The organism is Zafaria cholistanensis, from assembly GCF_008580665.1.
Taxonomy (GTDB): Bacteria; Actinomycetota; Actinomycetes; order Actinomycetales; family Micrococcaceae; genus Zafaria; species Zafaria cholistanensis.
In genome coordinates this window covers 63548-78242 of record NZ_BKDJ01000002.1, presented here as the reverse complement: position 1 = coordinate 78242, position 14695 = coordinate 63548, and the positions used below count along the sequence as shown (strand labels likewise).

Here is a 14695-nt window from a genome sequence, read left to right as displayed (position 1 = left end):
GTGCCGGGCAACGCCCGGAGGCTATTCGGCGACGCTCGAGTAGGCGACGACGCCGCGGCGGATGGACTCGACTGCCGCAACACACTGCCGGGCCAGCGGCCGCGGCAGGTCCGGGACCTTGGCCAGCTGGTCCAGGGTGTCGATCACCTGCTTGGCCCAGCGCACGAAGTCCCCGGCGGCCAGGTCGGTGCTGAGCAGGCACTGCTTCAGGTCCTTGCCGCGGGCCCAAAGGTACATGGGCCAGACCAGCCCGGATTCGGGTTCGGCGGTCTGCGGCAGCCGGTTGGCCTCCTCCAGGTCGGTCAGCTCCGACCACGCCCGCACGGCCGTTTCCCACGCCTTTTCGATGGCCGCGGTGGGCATCTTCGGGCCCACGCCGCCCTCCTCGCGCTTGGCCTGGTAGACCAGCGTGCTGACGAATCCGGCCAGTTCGGCGGCGTTCATCCCCTCCAGCACGCCGGATTCGAGCACCAGCGAGGTCAGCAGGTCCCGTTCCCCGTAGATCCGGCGCAACCGGTTCCCGGCCGGCGGGAACGCCGGAGCCGGGGCATCCCCGTCCTCCTGCCGATCGGACCCGGCCGGGAGGTAGCCGTAGTGGGCCAGCACCGCGCAGACACGGTCAAAGGTCTTGGCGATGGTGTTGGTGCGGCCGCTGATCTGCGCGGCAAGGCGGTCCGTCTCCTGGCGAAGCTTCACCCACCGGTCCGCCCAGCGCAGGTGGTCCTCCAGCTCGGAGCAGCCGTGGCAGGGGTGGCGCTTGAGCCGGCGGCGCAGGTCGGCAATGCGCGCCTCCTGCCGGTCGCTGCCGGCGAAATCGAACCCGGCGGACCCGCGGCGCGGGGGACGGTGTTCGTGCAGGGCGTTGCGCATCGCGGCGGCCAGGTCCCGGCGCTCCTTCGGCGACTTGCCGGTGAACGCCTTGGGGATGCGGATACGCGAAATCACCTCCAGCGGTCCGTTCAAATCATGCGGGCCGATGCGCCGGATCTGCCGGTCCTCGGTGAGCACGGTGGGGCGCGGGTCGCGCAGCGAATCGGACAGCGCAATCACCACGGCCCGGCCCAGGTGGCGGGGGCCTGGAATGTCGATGACGTCCCCGGGCACCAGCTGTTCCAGTGACTCGGCGGCCGCGCTGCGGCGGGCCCGGTGGGCCGTGCGGGAGGCGTCCTGCTCGGCAGCCTCCAGCTCCTGGCGCAGCTTGGCGTACTCGGAAAAGTCGCCCAGATGGCACGTCATCGCCCGGGCATAGCCGGCCAGCGAATCCTCCCGGCTGCGCACCTGGCGCGCCAACCCCACCACGGAGCGGTCCGCCTGGAACTGGGCAAAGGAGGACTCCAGGATCCTGCGGGCCCGCTCCCGCCCAAACTGGGCGGTCAGGTTCAGGCTCATGTTGTAGGTGGGCCGGAAGCTGGAGTTCAGCGGGTAGGTGCGCCGGGAGGCGAGGCCGGCCACGGCCGCCGGATCGGTGCCCGGCTGCCAGAGCACGGCCGCGTGCCCCTCCACGTCGATGCCGCGGCGGCCGGCCCGGCCGGTGAGCTGGGTGTACTCGCCGGCGGTGATGGAGACGTGCTGCTCCCCGTTGAATTTCTCCAGCTTCTCCAGGATCACGGACCGGGCGGGCATGTTCACGCCCAGGGCCAGGGTCTCGGTGGCGAAGACGGCCTTGACCAGCCCTTGGGCAAAGAGCTTCTCCACGACCTCCTTGAAGATCGGGAGCAGGCCGGCGTGGTGGGCGGCGAAGCCGCGCAGCAGGCCCTCGCGCCAGGCCCAGAAGCCGAGCACCTCCAGGTCATCCGGGGGCAGTTCGTAGGCGGCCAGGTCAATGGCCTGCTCAATCCGCTGCGCCTCGGCCTCCGTGGTCAGGGCCAGCCCCGAGCGCACGCACTGGGCGACCGCCGCGTCGCAGCCCTTGCGGGAGAAAATGAACACGATCGCCGGCAGCAGTCCGGCCCGGTCCAGGGACAGGACCATCTCCGGGCGGGTGATCTTGTACCGGTCCACCGGGGCCTGCTGGGGCCGGGCAGGCCCCCGTCCGCGCCCGGGGCCGCGGCCCCGGGCCCCGCCGGAGCGGAAGCCGCTGCGCATGTCGCGCTGGGCGAGCTTGGTCAGTTCGGGGTTCACCGCGATGCGCTGTTCGGCGCCGGTGGTTCCTTCCGCCGCCGCCTCGTCGAAGGAGACCTCCCCGGCAAACAGGTCCACCAGCCGCCCGCCGACCATGACGTGCTGCCACAGCGGGATCGGGCGGTGTTCGGTGACCACGATCTCGGTATCCCCGCGCACCGTGTCCAGCCAGCCGCCGAACTCCTCGGCGTTGGAGACCGTGGCGCTGAGGGAGACCACCTGCACCTCGGCGGGAAGGTGGATGATCACTTCCTCCCACACGGCGCCCCGGAACTTATCGGCGAGGTAGTGGACCTCGTCCATCACCACGTAGGCCAGGCCGGAGAGGGTGTCCGAGTCGGCGTAGAGCATGTTGCGCAGCACCTCGGTGGTCATCACCACCACGTCGGCGTCGCCGTTGATAGTGGTGTCCCCGGTGAGCAGCCCCACCCGCTCGGCCCCGTAACGGTCGGCGAGGTCGGCATACTTCTGGTTGCTCAGGGCCTTGATGGGGGTGGTGTAGAACGCCTTCAGCCCCCGCTGCAGGGCCATGTAGACGGCGAACTCCCCCACCACGGTCTTGCCGGCCCCGGTCGGGGCCGCCACCAGGACGCCCTTGCCGGACTCCACCGCCCGGCAGGCGTCCACCTGGAACGGGTCCAGTTCGAAGTCAAGGGTCTGCCGGAAGGCGTACAGCCGGGTCTTGGCCTCGGCGGCCCTCTCGCGCGATGCCGCGTAGCGTTCGGCCGGGGAGCTCATGGTGCCTGCCTTTCGGGGGTCGGTGGGCCGGCCCCGGGACGGCGCCTCCGGGAGGCGATCCCCGGGCGGCCCTAGATGTTTTCGAGGTCCTTCGGGGCGTCGATTCCGCCCGCCCCGCCGAGCGGGCCGGTGGCTCCGCCGGCGGCCGCGGCGTTCTCCGCCTCCAGCGCCGCCAGGCGCCTGGCGCGGCGCCTGTCGTTGGACAGGCACACGACCGTCGCGGCGGCGAACAGCACCAGCAGCGGACCGGCCAGCACGAACATGGTCATCGCGTCGCCGCCCGGAGCCGCCATGGCGGAGACCAGGGCGATCAGGAAGACGGTGATGCGCCAGTTTTTGACAATCAGCTTCCCGGGGAGGATGCCGACCAGGTTCAGGCCCACCATCAGCACCGGGATGAGCATGGCGATGCCGAAGGCGAGCAGCAGGCGCAGGACGAAGGCCAGGTATTCGTTGGCCAGGATGAAGTTTTCGGCGTTGGCCGGGGTCAGCGAGATGAAGAAGCCCAGCGCGTGCGGCAGGACCCAGTAGCCCAGCCAGATGCCGCCCAGGAACAGCGGCACGGCGGCGGCGATGAAGGCCAGCGCGGTGCGCTTTTCCTTCTTTTTCAGGCCCGGGACGATGAACGCCCACAGTTCGTAGAGGATCACCGGGCTGGCGATGATCAGGCCCAGGAACACCGAGACCTTGATCATCATGTCGAAGGGCGAAACGGCGGTTCCGAAGTTGGGCGTGCCGCCGATGGCCACCAGCGGCTGCATCAGCAGCTCAAGGGCGGGGTAGTACAGGAAGAACCCGCCGATGGTGGCAAGGAAAAGCGCCACGAGCGCCACAAGAAGCCGGTTGCGGAGCTCGATCAGATGCTCTTTGAGCGCCATCCGCCCTTCGGGGTTGGACTTGCGCCCCGCTGCCTTCGTCGTCACGTTCTGCTAGGCGTTGCGGTCACGCTGGTCGGGTTCGACGACCTTGCCCTCGACGGTTTCGCCGGGGGCGCCGGCCTTTGGATCCTCGTCCTTCATCTGGCGCACCTCGGACTTGAAGATGCGCAGCGACTGGCCGATGGAGCGGGCAAGGCCCGGAAGCTTCGGGGCCCCAAAAAGCAGGAGGGCGAGCACGATGATGATGACCAGATGCCATCCCTGGAGGCCAGCAAACATGGGAACTTCCTTTCGTCCATTCAAGTCTACGTCAGAGTGGGTAAAGGTCCCGCCAGCGCTGCGGCTGTCCGGCACTGCGCTTGCGCGCGATCCGGCGCTCCCGCCTGGCCTCGCGCCGGTCCCGCCTGCCGTCCCGGTAGTGCCGGCGCGCCTCGCCCGGATCCTGGAAGAGCGCCTCCACCCCCACGGGGACGCCGGCGGGTGCGCGGCCGGCGTCGCCCCGGGCGGATTCCCGCGGGGCGCCGGGCCGCAGCCGGTCCATCGCCTCCCCGGCGTCGTCGAGCAGCCGCATGAAGCCGCGGAAGAGCCGGATGCCGCACAGCACCACGAACAGGGCCGCGGCCACGGCCAGGAACATCCACAGCAGGGTCCAGGACCACCAGGGCATCACAGGCCCTCCTTTCCGTAAAGCGACAGCGCCGATTCCAGCCATTCGGCCACGGCGGCCGCCTGCCCGGCAGGCTCCAGCACGGCGACCTCGCCGCCGTGGCGGGCCACCAGCCCGGGCAGGTGGCCGGGGGCCGCGATGCGCACCTCGGCGGCCGTCCCGCCCCCCGCCAGGGCGGCCGTGCGGGTGGGCGCGTAGTCCTCCACGAGCCGGCCCAGGCGTGCGGAGAAGCCCAGCACAACCACCGCGTCCGTGTCGGCCGCCGTGTACAGCTCCTCCCCGACGCCGGCGTGGCGCGCGCCGGGTTCGAAGGTCTCTCCCGAGGGCGTGGCGTCCAGGATCCGGTCGGCGCGGAAGTTGCGCGGGGCGCCGGCGTGGCGGCACCAGGCCTGCAGGTAGGTGCGCCCGCCGTCCTCAAGCAGTCGCACCGGCTCCACCTCGCGCACGGTGATCTCCTCGCGCACCCGATTGTGGTACTCCAGGCGCAGCACGCTGCGGGCGTGGACGGCCTGGGCCAGCACCGCGGTCCGGTCCGCGTCCTCGGCCGAGGCCAGGCGCGTGGAGACGATCCGGCCCAGCTGCCCGAACTCCCCCGCCGCCTCGGTGAGCTTGGCCAGCGCAGAGGCGACGGCGGCGCGCTCGCCCGCGTGCGGCAAATCCAGGATCGCCTGCAGGCCCACGGTCAGCGAGAACGCCTCCAGCAGATTCAGCCGGACCGGGTCGGCCAGGCCCTCGGCGTTGCCCACGGTGACCACCCCGGTCTCCCATTCGACCTCGATCAGCTCGTCCGGCAGCCCGTTGGGAACCCCGCACATGCGAATCATGGCCAGGTCCTCCAGGAGCGCGGCCTTGCTCAGGCCAAAATGCGCGGCGGTCTCCTCCACCGTGGGCGCGCCGTGGCGGACCACGTAGGCCACGATGTCCAGGGCCCGGGCCACCACCTTGGTCGCGGCCGGGCGGCCGCTCGGGCGGGAGGGCTTGAGCTGGTAGGACGGCCGGGGCGCGCGTTGGGCAGCCAGCGCCGCGCGCAGCCGCTGCACGACGGCGTCGCGCAGCTCCGGCGGGCCGGCGACCCGGGCCGCGGGGCCGAGTTCGGCCAGTTCGGCGGCGGCCGCCTCCGCGTCGTGGTAGCGGAAGGCGACGCGGTCGCGGCCGTCGGGGGTGACCGTGCCGGACCCGGCGCCGCCTTCCCGGCCGCTGCCGTCAGGGCCGGCGTCGTCGGCGGCGGCGATGCGCAGGGCCAGGCCCCGGCCCGGGAGCAGCTCCACGGCCGCGGGCGTCATGGCGGAGGCCGGGTCCAGCCGGTCCAGGTGCGCGGCGATGCGGAACCCCTCGGGCCGCTTCATGGTGCCGCCGAGGCGGGCGATGCCGCTGGTGATGCGGGAAAGGCGGAACATGCGTTCCTCCCCGCGGTCCCGGTCCAGTCCGACCAGGTACCAGTTGCCGAACCGGCTGCCAACACCCCAGGGCTCAACGCGGCGGTGGGATTCGGTGCCGTCGACGGCCCGGTAGGTGAAGCGGATCGGCGCCTCCTCCCAGGCGGCGCGCAGGACATCGGTGAAGACCGCGTCGCCGGCGTGCAGCCGCGCCGCATGGCCCTGGAAGGCGGCGCCGGCGTCGAGCAGGCCCGCCAGCAGCATCCGGCTGGCGGCGCGGGAAGCGGCCGTGCCCAGGACCGGGTCCTTCCAGACCTTGGAGGCCAGGGCCAGTGCCGCGGCCTCGGCGGGGTCGAAGGAGACGGGGGGCAGGCGGTACTTCTCGGGCAGGATGCGGTAGCGGGTCAGCTGCCGGTCCCCGTCGAAGAAGCCTTCCTCGGTGAGGGTTTCCACGGGGATCCCCAGCTGGCGCAGGTCCTCCTTGTCGCGCTCGAACTTGCGCTCGAAGGCCTCGTCGCCCAGCCCGCGGTAGTCGTCGACGATCTCGCGCAGCTCCGCCCGCGAGTAGCCGCGCTTGCGGTACAGCAGGGCGTACGTCAGGCTGACGAGCTTTTCGGTCCGTGACGGGGCGTCGTCGATTCGTTTGGCTGGCACGGGGGCAACGTTACTACGCGCCGGGTCCGCCGGCGGGGAAAGGCTTCATGCGCCGGGCGGGCCGGACGCGCGCTGGCGCATCCGGCCCGCCCGGGCCTTGGCCGTGCCGCAAGGTGCTCCGGCCGGCGGGTTTCCTGTCCGGTGTCCTAGCGGACGCCGACCAGGTCCACGACGAAGATCAGGGTCTCGCCCGGGCCGATCAGGGCGCCGGCCCCGCGGTCGCCGTAGGCCAGGTGGGAGGGAATCTCGAGGCGGCGGCGGCCGCCGACCTTCATGCCCAGCAGGCCCTGGTCCCAGCCCTGGATGACCTGTCCGACGCCCACCCGGAAGTCCAGCGGCGCGCCGCGGCCCCACGAGGAGTCGAACTCCTCGCCGGTGGACCAGGCGACGCCGACGTAGTGGGTGGAAACGGTGCTGCCGGGGACGGCCTCGGCGCCGTCGCCGACAATCAGGTCCTCGACGACGAGCTCGCTCGGCGGGGTATCGCCGGGGAACTCGATCTCGGGCTTGGTGCGGTCGTATTCGCGCTTACCGAAAGACATGGGGTCCTTTCCTGTGGTTATTCGGCCGACTTGATGTCGACCACAAACACTAGCGTGCCGGTGGGGCCGCCGCTGGAGCCGTCATCGCCGTAGGCCATGGAGGCGGGGATGGTCAGCAGGACGGTGGAGCCGACCTTCTGGCCGGTGAGGCCCTTCGTCCAGCCGGCGATGACCTGGCCCAGCCCGAACGTGGCCGGCTGGCCGGTCTCGTAGCTGGAGTCGAAGGCCTCCCCGGCCTTGTGGTTGGGGCCGTCGGCCCACTGCACCCCGACGTAGTCGACGGTCACGGTCGAGTCGGCGGCGAGGACCTTGCCGTCGCCCTCCTTCAGGACCTTCACGGCCAGCCCGTTCGGCGGCTCCTTGCCCTCCGGGATGGAGATGGTGGGGGTGCCGTCCTTGCCGAACTTGACGGCGGGCAGGGCTCCGGCCTCGTCGAGCTGCTTGACCTCGTCCTGGCCCAGCAGGCGGGGGGCGTCCTGGGCGCCGGTGACTTTCAGGATCAGGATCTCGCTCGCGGTAGCCGGAGCGGCGGATTCGCTTTCGGCGGAGCCGCCTTCGGGGGCTTCGCTTTCGGTGGCGGCCCCCTCGGTGGAGGGACGCACGTAGGCGATCCAGGAGCCCACGGTGGAGCCGACCAGGATCCCGTAGATCTCCGGGTCCGCTTCCTTCAGCTCGTCCACGAGCGAGAGCGTCTGGTCGCCGGCGCCGAAGGTGTCGCCCAGGACGGTGCCGTCGCTGGCCTTGTAGCCGGCGAGCTTGTAGGTGACGTTCTGTCCGGCGGCGATCTCGGCGCCGTCGCCCTCGATGACCACCTTCGCTCCGGGGGCCGTTGCCGTCAGGGGGGTGTCGAAGGTGACCGCGGGGGCGGTGGTGTCGTTGTCGGCGGGGGTGATCTTCACAGAGGCCAGCGGGGCCGCGTCCCCGACCGATTTGCCGCCGGAGGCGCTGCAGCCGGCGAGCAGAAGCATCGCGGAGGCGAGGAGTAGGGCCAAGAGCTTGCGCACGTGTTCACTTTCGTCGGACGGCCGGGTGTGGTCCGGGCACGCTGGCGCCGGACCACACCCAGCCTAGGGGGTCTGACTGTGAGATCGCCAAGCCTTGCGGAAAAAAGGCGTCAGATCAGGGAGATCAGTTCCTCCACGCGCGGGTCCGTATTCGCGAACGGGTCCTTGCACAGGATGGTGTGCCCGGCGTGGTCGTTGAGCTTGAGGTGGACCCAATCGACGGTGAAGTCCCGCCCGGCGTCCTTGGCCGCGCGCACGAAGTCCCCCCGCAGCTTGGCCCGGGTGGTCTGCGGCGGTACGGTGCGCGCCGCCTCGACGTCGGCGTCCCCGACCACGGTAGCGGCCAGCCCGCGGGCGCGGAGCACGTTGAACAGGCCCCGGGTGGGCGAGATGTCATGGTAGGTCAGGTCCAGCTGGGCGATGCGCGGGGCATCCAGGCGCATCCCGCTGCGCTGCCGGTAGCCCTCGATCAGCTTGTGCTTGATGGCCCAGTCAATCTCGGTGTCGATCCCGGAGTGGTCCCCCGAGCCCACCGCGTCCAGGGCCCGGCCCCACAGGTCCAGGACCCGCGGCACGTGCGGGGTGTGGGCCCCCTCGCGGTCCACGAAAGCGGTGGCCTTGTCCAGGAAGTGCCGCTGCAGCTCCAGCGCGCTCGTCTCCCGCCCGCTGGCCAGGCGCACCGGGGCCCGGCCGGTGAGGTCGTGGGAGATTTCGCGGATGCTGCGGATCGGGTTCTCCAGGCGGAAGTCGTCCATGATCGTGCCGGCCTCGATCATGCGCAGCATCAGGTCGGTGGAGCCGACCTTGACCAGCTGGGTGGTCTCCGACATGTTCGAATCCCCCACGATCACATGCAGGCGCCGGTAGTGCTCGGCGTCGGCGTGCGGCTCGTCGCGGGTGTTGATGATCGGCCGGGACCGGGTGGTGGCCGAGGATACCCCCTCCCAGACGTGGTCCGCGCGCTGGGAGAACGAAAAGCGGTGCTCGCCGTCCACCGGGACCACCTTGCCGGCGCCGCTGAAGAGCTGGCGGCTGACCAGGAAGGGGATCAGGATCTCGGCCAGCCGGGAGAACTCGAGCCGGCGCGGGATCAGGTAGTTCTCGTGGCAGCCGTAGGAGTTGCCCGCCGAGTCCGTGTTGTTCTTGAACAGGTAGATGGACCCGCTGTACCCGTCCTCGCGCATGCGGGCCTCGGCGTTGGTCACCAGGTCGTTCAGGATCAGTTCGCCGGCCCGGTCGTGCGCGATCAGCTGGGCGACGTCGTCGCACTCGGCGGTCGCGTACTCCGGGTGGGAACCGACATCGAGGTACAGCCGCGATCCGTTGGTCAGGAACACGTTGGAGCTGCGCCCCCAGGCGACCACCCTGCGGAACAGGTACCGGGCCACGTCCTCGGGCGAAACAGGGCGCCCGCCCGGAGCCGAGTAGGTGACGCCGTACTCGGTCTCAATGCCGAAGATCCTGCGGTCCACGTCCTACCCCCTTGGTCAGGCCGCCAGGATGACGGCGAGTTCGCTCTTGTCCAGCCGGCGGAAGCACCGCCGCTGCCCGCGCAGCGCCTGCGGGTCGCGGTCCAGGACCGCCACCTCCAGCATCGCCGCGCCCTCGGGCCCCTCGGGAACGCCCGGCAGCGCCGCGGCCGCGGCCCGGATGGCCTCGCCGAAGCCCTGCTCCACCCCTGCGGCCCCGCCCCAGGCCTCGGCCAGGCTGGCGGAGATGGTCTCGGCGTCGCCGCCCATGATGATCATGCCGGGCTCGTCGGCGATGGATCCGTCAAAGGTGAGGCGGAACAGGTGGTCCGAGACCCGGCTCTCGCCGACCTCCACGACCGCCAGTTCCACCTCGAAGGGCTTGCTCTCGGCCGTGAAGACCCCGCCGAGGCTCTGGGCGTAGACGCTGGCCAGGCCGCGCCCGGTGACGTCCTCGCGGGCGTAGGAGTAGCCTCGGGTGTCGGCGTAGCGCACCCCGGCCTGGCGCAGCGATTCGAACTCGTTGTATTTGCCGACCGCCGCGAACGCGATCCGGTCGTACAGCTCCCCTATCTTGCGCAGCGAACCGGACGGGTTCTCGGCGACCAGGGCAATGCCGTCGCGGCAGCTGAGCACCACCACGGACCGGCCCCGGCTGATGCCCTTGCGGGCGAAGTCCGCCCGGTCCTTCATCAGCTGCTCGGGCGAAACGTAGAACTGTGCGGACATCTAGGCCTCCCGTCCCGCGATGGAGCGCTGGCGGATGATCGCGGCGGAGATCTCCGCCAGCACGCCGTCATCCACCCGCGTGGCCCCGCCGGCGTCGACCGCGTACACGACCGGCCACAACTGGCGCAGCGGGTCGGGCCCGCCGGTGGCGGAGTCGTCGTCGGCCGCGTCGAAGAGCGCCTCCACGGCCACCCTCACGCCGTCTTCGCGGGCCAGCCCCGGTTTCCAGAGCTTCTTGAGCGCCCCGCGCGCGAACATGGAGCCGGAGCCGATGCTGTGGTGCTCCCGTTCCTCGTAGCGCCCGCCGGTGACGTCGAAGGAGAACAGGCGCCCGGTCCCGCGCAGTTCGTCGTAGCCGGCGAACAGCGGCACCGCGGCCATGCCCTGCATGGCCATGCCCAGGTTGCCCCGCACCATGGACGCCAGCCGGTTGGCCTTGCCGTCCAGGCTCAGCAGCGTGCCCTCGATCTTCTCGTAGTGCTCAAGCTCCACCTGGAAGAGGCGGGCGATGTCCATGGCGATGCCTGCGGAACCGGCGATCCCCACCACCGAGTAGCGGTCGGTCGGGAAGACCTTCTCGATGTGGCGGCTGGCAATCACGTTGCCGATGGTGGCGCGGCGGTCACCCGCCACCACCACCCCGCCCTCGAAGGCCAGGGACACGATCGTGGTCGCGTGCGGGACCCCGGCGGGGACCCCTTCGGGAAGGGCCCCGGACGGCAGCAGGTCCGGACGCTCGCGCACCAGGTATTCGAGGAAGGACGGCCCCGCGGGCAACTCCACCACCGTTACTGGCCACCCTTCTGGACGAAGCCGCGAACGAACTCCTCGGCGTTGCGCTCCAGCACCCCGTCGATCTCGTCCAGCAGGTCGTCCACTGCCTGGACCTGTTCCTGGGCCGCGGCGGAGGGACCGGCGGAAACGGCAGCTTCGGTCTCCTCCTCCTGCGCGCCCTGGGCGGGCTGGGCTTTGAACTGTTCCTGGGCCATGGCGTCCTCCTGCTCTCTTCGGGCGGGCCGTGCGGCCCTCCCGCCTCTATCTTGTCACTGTCTTGGCGCTGCGGTGCCCCTTGTCAGGCATGAAATGTCAGGACCTGACCTGATCCACGAACTCGGCAATCCCCAGGCCCGCCTCGAACAGCGGGCCCACCAGCGCACGGGTCCCGCGCAGGGGCTCCAGCGTCTGCACGCGTTCCAGCCCGGCCCGGCCCGGAACGCTGAAAATCACCGCGTCCCAGCTGGCGCCCACGACGTCCTCCGGGAAATCGGTCAGGCACCGCCCGCGGAAGTAGGCGCGCGTGTCCTCCGGAGGGGCCGCCACCGCCGCCGCGACCGACTCCGCCGGCAGCAGGGTCTCCACCAGCCCGCGCGCGGCCAGCCGGTGGTAGAGGCCCTTCTCCGGACGGATGTCCGCCCACTGCAGGTCCATCAGGGCGATGCGCGGATCGTCCCAGCCCAGCCCGTGCCGGTCGCGGTACTGCTCCATCAACCGGTACTTGGCCACCCAGTCCACCGTGGAGGCGGCCGCAAGGACGTCGGTGCGCAGCGTATCGATCGTGCGCTGCCAGCGCTCCAGCACGTCGCGGGTCTGGGCGTCCCCGGCTCCCGAGCGTTCGCAGTGGGCGCGGGCCGCCACCAGGTAGGCCTCCTGGATGTCCAGCGCGGTCATCCGCCTTCCGTCGGCCAGTTCGACGGCGGTGCGCAGCGTCGGGTCGTGGCTGACCTGCCGCAGGGCAGCCACCGGGTGGCGCAGCCGCAGCGCCGGCGCCTCGCCCGCCTCGATCAGGGACAGCACCAGCGCGGTGGTCCCGACCCGCAGATACGTCGAGACCTGGCCAAGGTTGGCGTCCCCGATGATGACGTGCAGGCGCCGGTACTTGTCCCACACCGCGTGCGGCTCGTCGCGGGTGTTCACCATCGGCCGGCGGATCGTGGTCTCCAGGCCCACCTCCGTCTCGAAGAAGTCGGCTCGCTGGCTGACCTGGAAGCCGGGCCCGTGCCCGGCCGAACCCAGGCCCACGCGCCCGGACCCGCAGATGACCTGCCGGGTGGCAAAGAACGGCAGCAGCCCGGCAACAATCGCATCGAAGCTGGTCTTGCGCGGCATGAGGTAGTTCTCGTGGGCGCCATAGCTGACGCCCTTGTTGTCGGTGTTGTTCTTGTACAGCAGCACCTCCGCGAACCCGGGGGTCTGGGCGATGCGCCGGGCCGCGGCCAGCACCACCAGGTCCCCGGCCTGGTCCCAGCGGACCACATCGAGGGGGTTGGTCGTCTCCGGGGAGGAGTACTCGGGGTGGGCGTGGTCCACGTACAGGCGCGCCCCATTGCCCAGCACCATGTTCATGAGCACGTGCCCGCCGGCCTCCCGCTCCGAATACAGGGTCGACCCGGCCCGCGCGTCCCCGCCGGCCAGGGCGATCTCCTCCGCGGTGAGTTCCGCCGGCTCGTCGGTGAGCTGGCTGGGGTCGGCAGCCGAGCGCGGTACCGTCCAGCCGCGGGCGTCGTCGAGCGGATGCTCGTCGGCATAGTCCCACCGGGTCCCGGCCAGGTGGCCGTAGCCGGCCCGGACGGTGGCGGCGTAGGCGTTGACCACCTGGGCCGAGAGCAGGGTCGAGTTCGCACCCGGCTGGGACGGGGCCAGGACGCCGTACTCCGTCTCCAGCCCCATCACCCGGTGCACGCTCACAGGTACTGTCCCGTCGAGTAGGGGCGGGGGTTCTCGGCCTCCAGGCTGCGTCCGGCGTCGGTGCCGTCCTTGTCCTGCACGATCGTGCGGATGTAGGTGATCCGCTCCCCCTTCTTGCCGGAGATGCGCGCCCAGTCGTCCGGATTCGTGGTGTTGGGCATGTCCTCGTGCTCGCGGAACTCCTCGGCCACCGCCTCCAGCAGGTGCTCCATGCGCAGGCCGCGCTCGCCGGAGCGCAGGAACGCCTTAATCGCCGATTTCTTGGCCCGGTCCACGACGTTGCGGATCACGGCCCCGGAGTTGAAGTCCTTGAAGTAGAGCACCTCGGTCTCGCCGTTGGCGTAGGTGACTTCCAGGAACTCGTTTTCCTTGCCGGTGGCGTACATGGATTCGACGGTGCGCCGGATCATGTCCTCCACGGTGGCGGCGGCATCGCCTCCGTGCTCGGCCAGGTCGGCCGCGTGCAGCGGCAGGTCGGTGGTCAGGTACTTGGCGAAGATCTCCGCCGCGCCCTCGGCGTCGGGACGCCTGACCTTGATCTTCACGTCCAGGCGGCCCGGGCGCAGGATCGCCGGGTCGATCATGTCCTCGCGGTTGGACGCGCCAATCACGATCACGTTGTCCAGCTGCTCCACGCCGTCGATCTCGGAGAGCAGCTGGGGCACGATCGTGGTCTCGACATCGGAGGAGACGCCGGTGCCGCGGGTGCGGAAGAGCGAGTCCATCTCGTCGAAGAACACCACCACCGGGTTGCCTCCGGTGGCTTTTTCGCGGGCGCGGGCGAAGATCAGCCGGATGTGGCGCTCGGTTTCGCCCACGTACTTGTCCAGCAGCTCCGGGCCCTTGATGTTCAGGAAGTAGCTGCGCGCGGTGGGCGTCCCGCGCAGCTCCGCGGTGCGTTCGGCCAGCGAGTGGGCCACCGCCTTGGCGATAAGCGTCTTGCCGCAACCCGGGGGGCCGTAGAGCAGGATGCCCTTGGGTGCCTTGAGGCCGTGTTCGCGGTAGAGGTCCGCGTGCAGGAACGGCAGCTCCACGGCGTCGCGGATCTGTTCGATCTGCGGTCCCAGGCCCCCGATGTCCGTGTAGGCAATGTCCGGGATCTCCTCCAGGACCAGCGACTGCATGTCGCTCAGGTGCACGCGCTCGATTGCCAGCCCCGACTTCGGCTCCACGGCCAGGGAATCCCCGACGCGCACCGTCTCGCGCAGCAGTGCCCCGCCCAGCTTGATGACCTTCTGGTCATCGGCGCGGCCCACGGCCAGCACCCGCCCGTCGTCGAGGACCTCCTTGACGGCCACCAGTTCGCCGGCACGCTCGAAGCCAAGGATCGCCACGATCGTGAGGGACTCGTTCAGCAGCACCTCCTGGCCCGGCTCCAGCGCGTCGAAGTCCAGCAGCGGGCTGACCGCCACGCGCAGCTTGCGCCCGCCCTGGACAATGTCCGCGCTCTGCACGGCCGCGGCGGCGATCGAGCGGCCGGCCTCGGCCTGGCCGCGCGGGTTGGGCGCCACGACGGTGCCGAAGCTGAACGGGGTTTCCCCGTCCTTCTCCAAGGCGGCCTTGAGCGCGAGGATCTCCTCGCGGGTGCGCTCGAGGACCCCCACCAGCCGGCTGTTGTTCTGCGCGGCCGTGGCCAGCTGCCGGTCCAGGTTCCGCGCCTTGTCCCGCAGCACGGCGACCTGGCGTTCGGCGGCGCCAAGCCGGCTTTCCAGTTGTGACTCGCGTTCGGTCGGCCTGGGGGTTCCTTCCGGAACGCCTGGGCCGCCCGCTCCGTGCTCCGTCGGCATGTCCCTGTCCCTTCGTCGCTCACCGCCCCGACCGGACGGTCTTCA

At 70.9% G+C, this 14695-nt stretch carries 13 protein-coding genes; all 13 read right to left on the bottom strand.

The window, feature by feature from the left end; translation table 11 throughout:
• Positions 1 to 21 precede the first annotated feature (21 nt).
• The 13 genes from NCCP_RS02990 to arc all read right to left on the bottom strand — a co-directional run bounded on the left by NCCP_RS02990 (position 22) and on the right by arc (position 14650).
• A complete protein-coding gene (locus NCCP_RS02990; protein ID WP_149955661.1) occupies positions 22 to 2859 on the bottom strand; it encodes a DEAD/DEAH box helicase in 2838 nt (945 codons plus the stop codon).
• A 71-nt stretch (positions 2860 to 2930) separates the two neighbouring features.
• Positions 2931 to 3737, bottom strand: coding sequence for a twin-arginine translocase subunit TatC (gene tatC, locus NCCP_RS02985; protein WP_149955905.1), 807 nt, complete (start codon positions 3735 to 3737; stop codon positions 2931 to 2933).
• Between the two features lie 51 nt (positions 3738 to 3788).
• Positions 3789 to 4016 (bottom strand): Sec-independent protein translocase subunit TatA, encoded by a 228-nt coding sequence (gene tatA / locus NCCP_RS02980; RefSeq protein ID WP_149955659.1) that lies wholly within the window; start codon positions 4014 to 4016, stop codon positions 3789 to 3791.
• A gap of 31 nt (positions 4017 to 4047) precedes the next feature.
• Positions 4048 to 4404, bottom strand: a complete 357-nt coding sequence (locus NCCP_RS02975; RefSeq protein ID WP_149955656.1) for a hypothetical protein — start codon at positions 4402 to 4404, stop codon at positions 4048 to 4050.
• Positions 4404 to 6434, bottom strand: coding sequence for a helix-turn-helix transcriptional regulator (locus NCCP_RS02970; RefSeq protein ID WP_149955654.1), 2031 nt, complete (start codon positions 6432 to 6434; stop codon positions 4404 to 4406). Before NCCP_RS02970 ends, NCCP_RS02975 begins: the two co-directional genes overlap by 1 nt.
• Positions 6435 to 6580: 146 nt before the next feature.
• Positions 6581 to 6976 (bottom strand): FKBP-type peptidyl-prolyl cis-trans isomerase, encoded by a 396-nt coding sequence (locus NCCP_RS02965; protein ID WP_149955652.1) that lies wholly within the window; start codon positions 6974 to 6976, stop codon positions 6581 to 6583.
• 17 nt (positions 6977 to 6993) lie between these two features.
• Positions 6994 to 7980, bottom strand: coding sequence for an FKBP-type peptidyl-prolyl cis-trans isomerase (locus tag NCCP_RS02960; protein ID WP_149955650.1), 987 nt, complete (start codon positions 7978 to 7980; stop codon positions 6994 to 6996).
• 110 nt (positions 7981 to 8090) lie between these two features.
• Entirely contained in the window at positions 8091 to 9452 is a 1362-nt protein-coding gene (gene pafA / locus NCCP_RS02955) for a Pup--protein ligase (RefSeq protein WP_149955648.1), read from the bottom strand.
• A 15-nt stretch (positions 9453 to 9467) separates the two neighbouring features.
• Positions 9468 to 10178, bottom strand: a complete 711-nt coding sequence (gene prcA / locus NCCP_RS02950) for a proteasome subunit alpha (protein ID WP_149955646.1) — start codon at positions 10176 to 10178, stop codon at positions 9468 to 9470.
• Positions 10179 to 10964 carry a proteasome subunit beta gene (gene prcB / locus NCCP_RS02945; RefSeq protein ID WP_149955643.1) on the bottom strand — a complete coding sequence of 262 codons (786 nt, stop codon included), beginning with the start codon at positions 10962 to 10964 and terminating at the stop codon, positions 10179 to 10181. It lies immediately after the preceding gene.
• A gap of 2 nt (positions 10965 to 10966) precedes the next feature.
• The gene (locus tag NCCP_RS02940; protein ID WP_149955640.1) at positions 10967 to 11167 is read right to left on the bottom strand and encodes a ubiquitin-like protein Pup; all 201 of its coding nucleotides are present in this window, start codon (positions 11165 to 11167) and stop codon (positions 10967 to 10969) included.
• Between the two features lie 97 nt (positions 11168 to 11264).
• Complete coding sequence (dop, locus tag NCCP_RS02935) at positions 11265 to 12845, bottom strand: depupylase/deamidase Dop (protein ID WP_149955904.1); 1581 nt, start codon at positions 12843 to 12845, stop codon at positions 11265 to 11267.
• Between the two features lie 14 nt (positions 12846 to 12859).
• Entirely contained in the window at positions 12860 to 14650 is a 1791-nt protein-coding gene (gene arc / locus NCCP_RS02930) for a proteasome ATPase (RefSeq protein WP_149955638.1), read from the bottom strand.
• Positions 14651 to 14695 lie beyond the last annotated feature (45 nt).

Bases quoted from the DNA above. Each gene is read 5' to 3' on its own strand.
- NCCP_RS02990 (WP_149955661.1), bottom strand. From the start codon at position 2,859: ATGAGCTCCCCGGCCGAACGCTACGCGGCATCGCGCGAGAGGGCCGCC.
- NCCP_RS02940 (WP_149955640.1), bottom strand. From the start codon at position 11,167: ATGGCCCAGGAACAGTTCAAAGCCCAGCCCGCCCAGGGCGCGCAGGAG.
- tatA (WP_149955659.1), bottom strand. From the start codon at position 4,016: ATGTTTGCTGGCCTCCAGGGATGGCATCTGGTCATCATCATCGTGCTC.
- arc (WP_149955638.1), bottom strand. From the start codon at position 14,650: ATGCCGACGGAGCACGGAGCGGGCGGCCCAGGCGTTCCGGAAGGAACC.
- NCCP_RS02965 (WP_149955652.1), bottom strand. From the start codon at position 6,976: ATGTCTTTCGGTAAGCGCGAATACGACCGCACCAAGCCCGAGATCGAG.
- NCCP_RS02975 (WP_149955656.1), bottom strand. From the start codon at position 4,404: ATGCCCTGGTGGTCCTGGACCCTGCTGTGGATGTTCCTGGCCGTGGCC.
- tatC (WP_149955905.1), bottom strand. From the start codon at position 3,737: ATGGCGCTCAAAGAGCATCTGATCGAGCTCCGCAACCGGCTTCTTGTG.
- prcA (WP_149955646.1), bottom strand. From the start codon at position 10,178: ATGTCCGCACAGTTCTACGTTTCGCCCGAGCAGCTGATGAAGGACCGG.
- dop (WP_149955904.1), bottom strand. From the start codon at position 12,845: ATGGGGCTGGAGACGGAGTACGGCGTCCTGGCCCCGTCCCAGCCGGGT.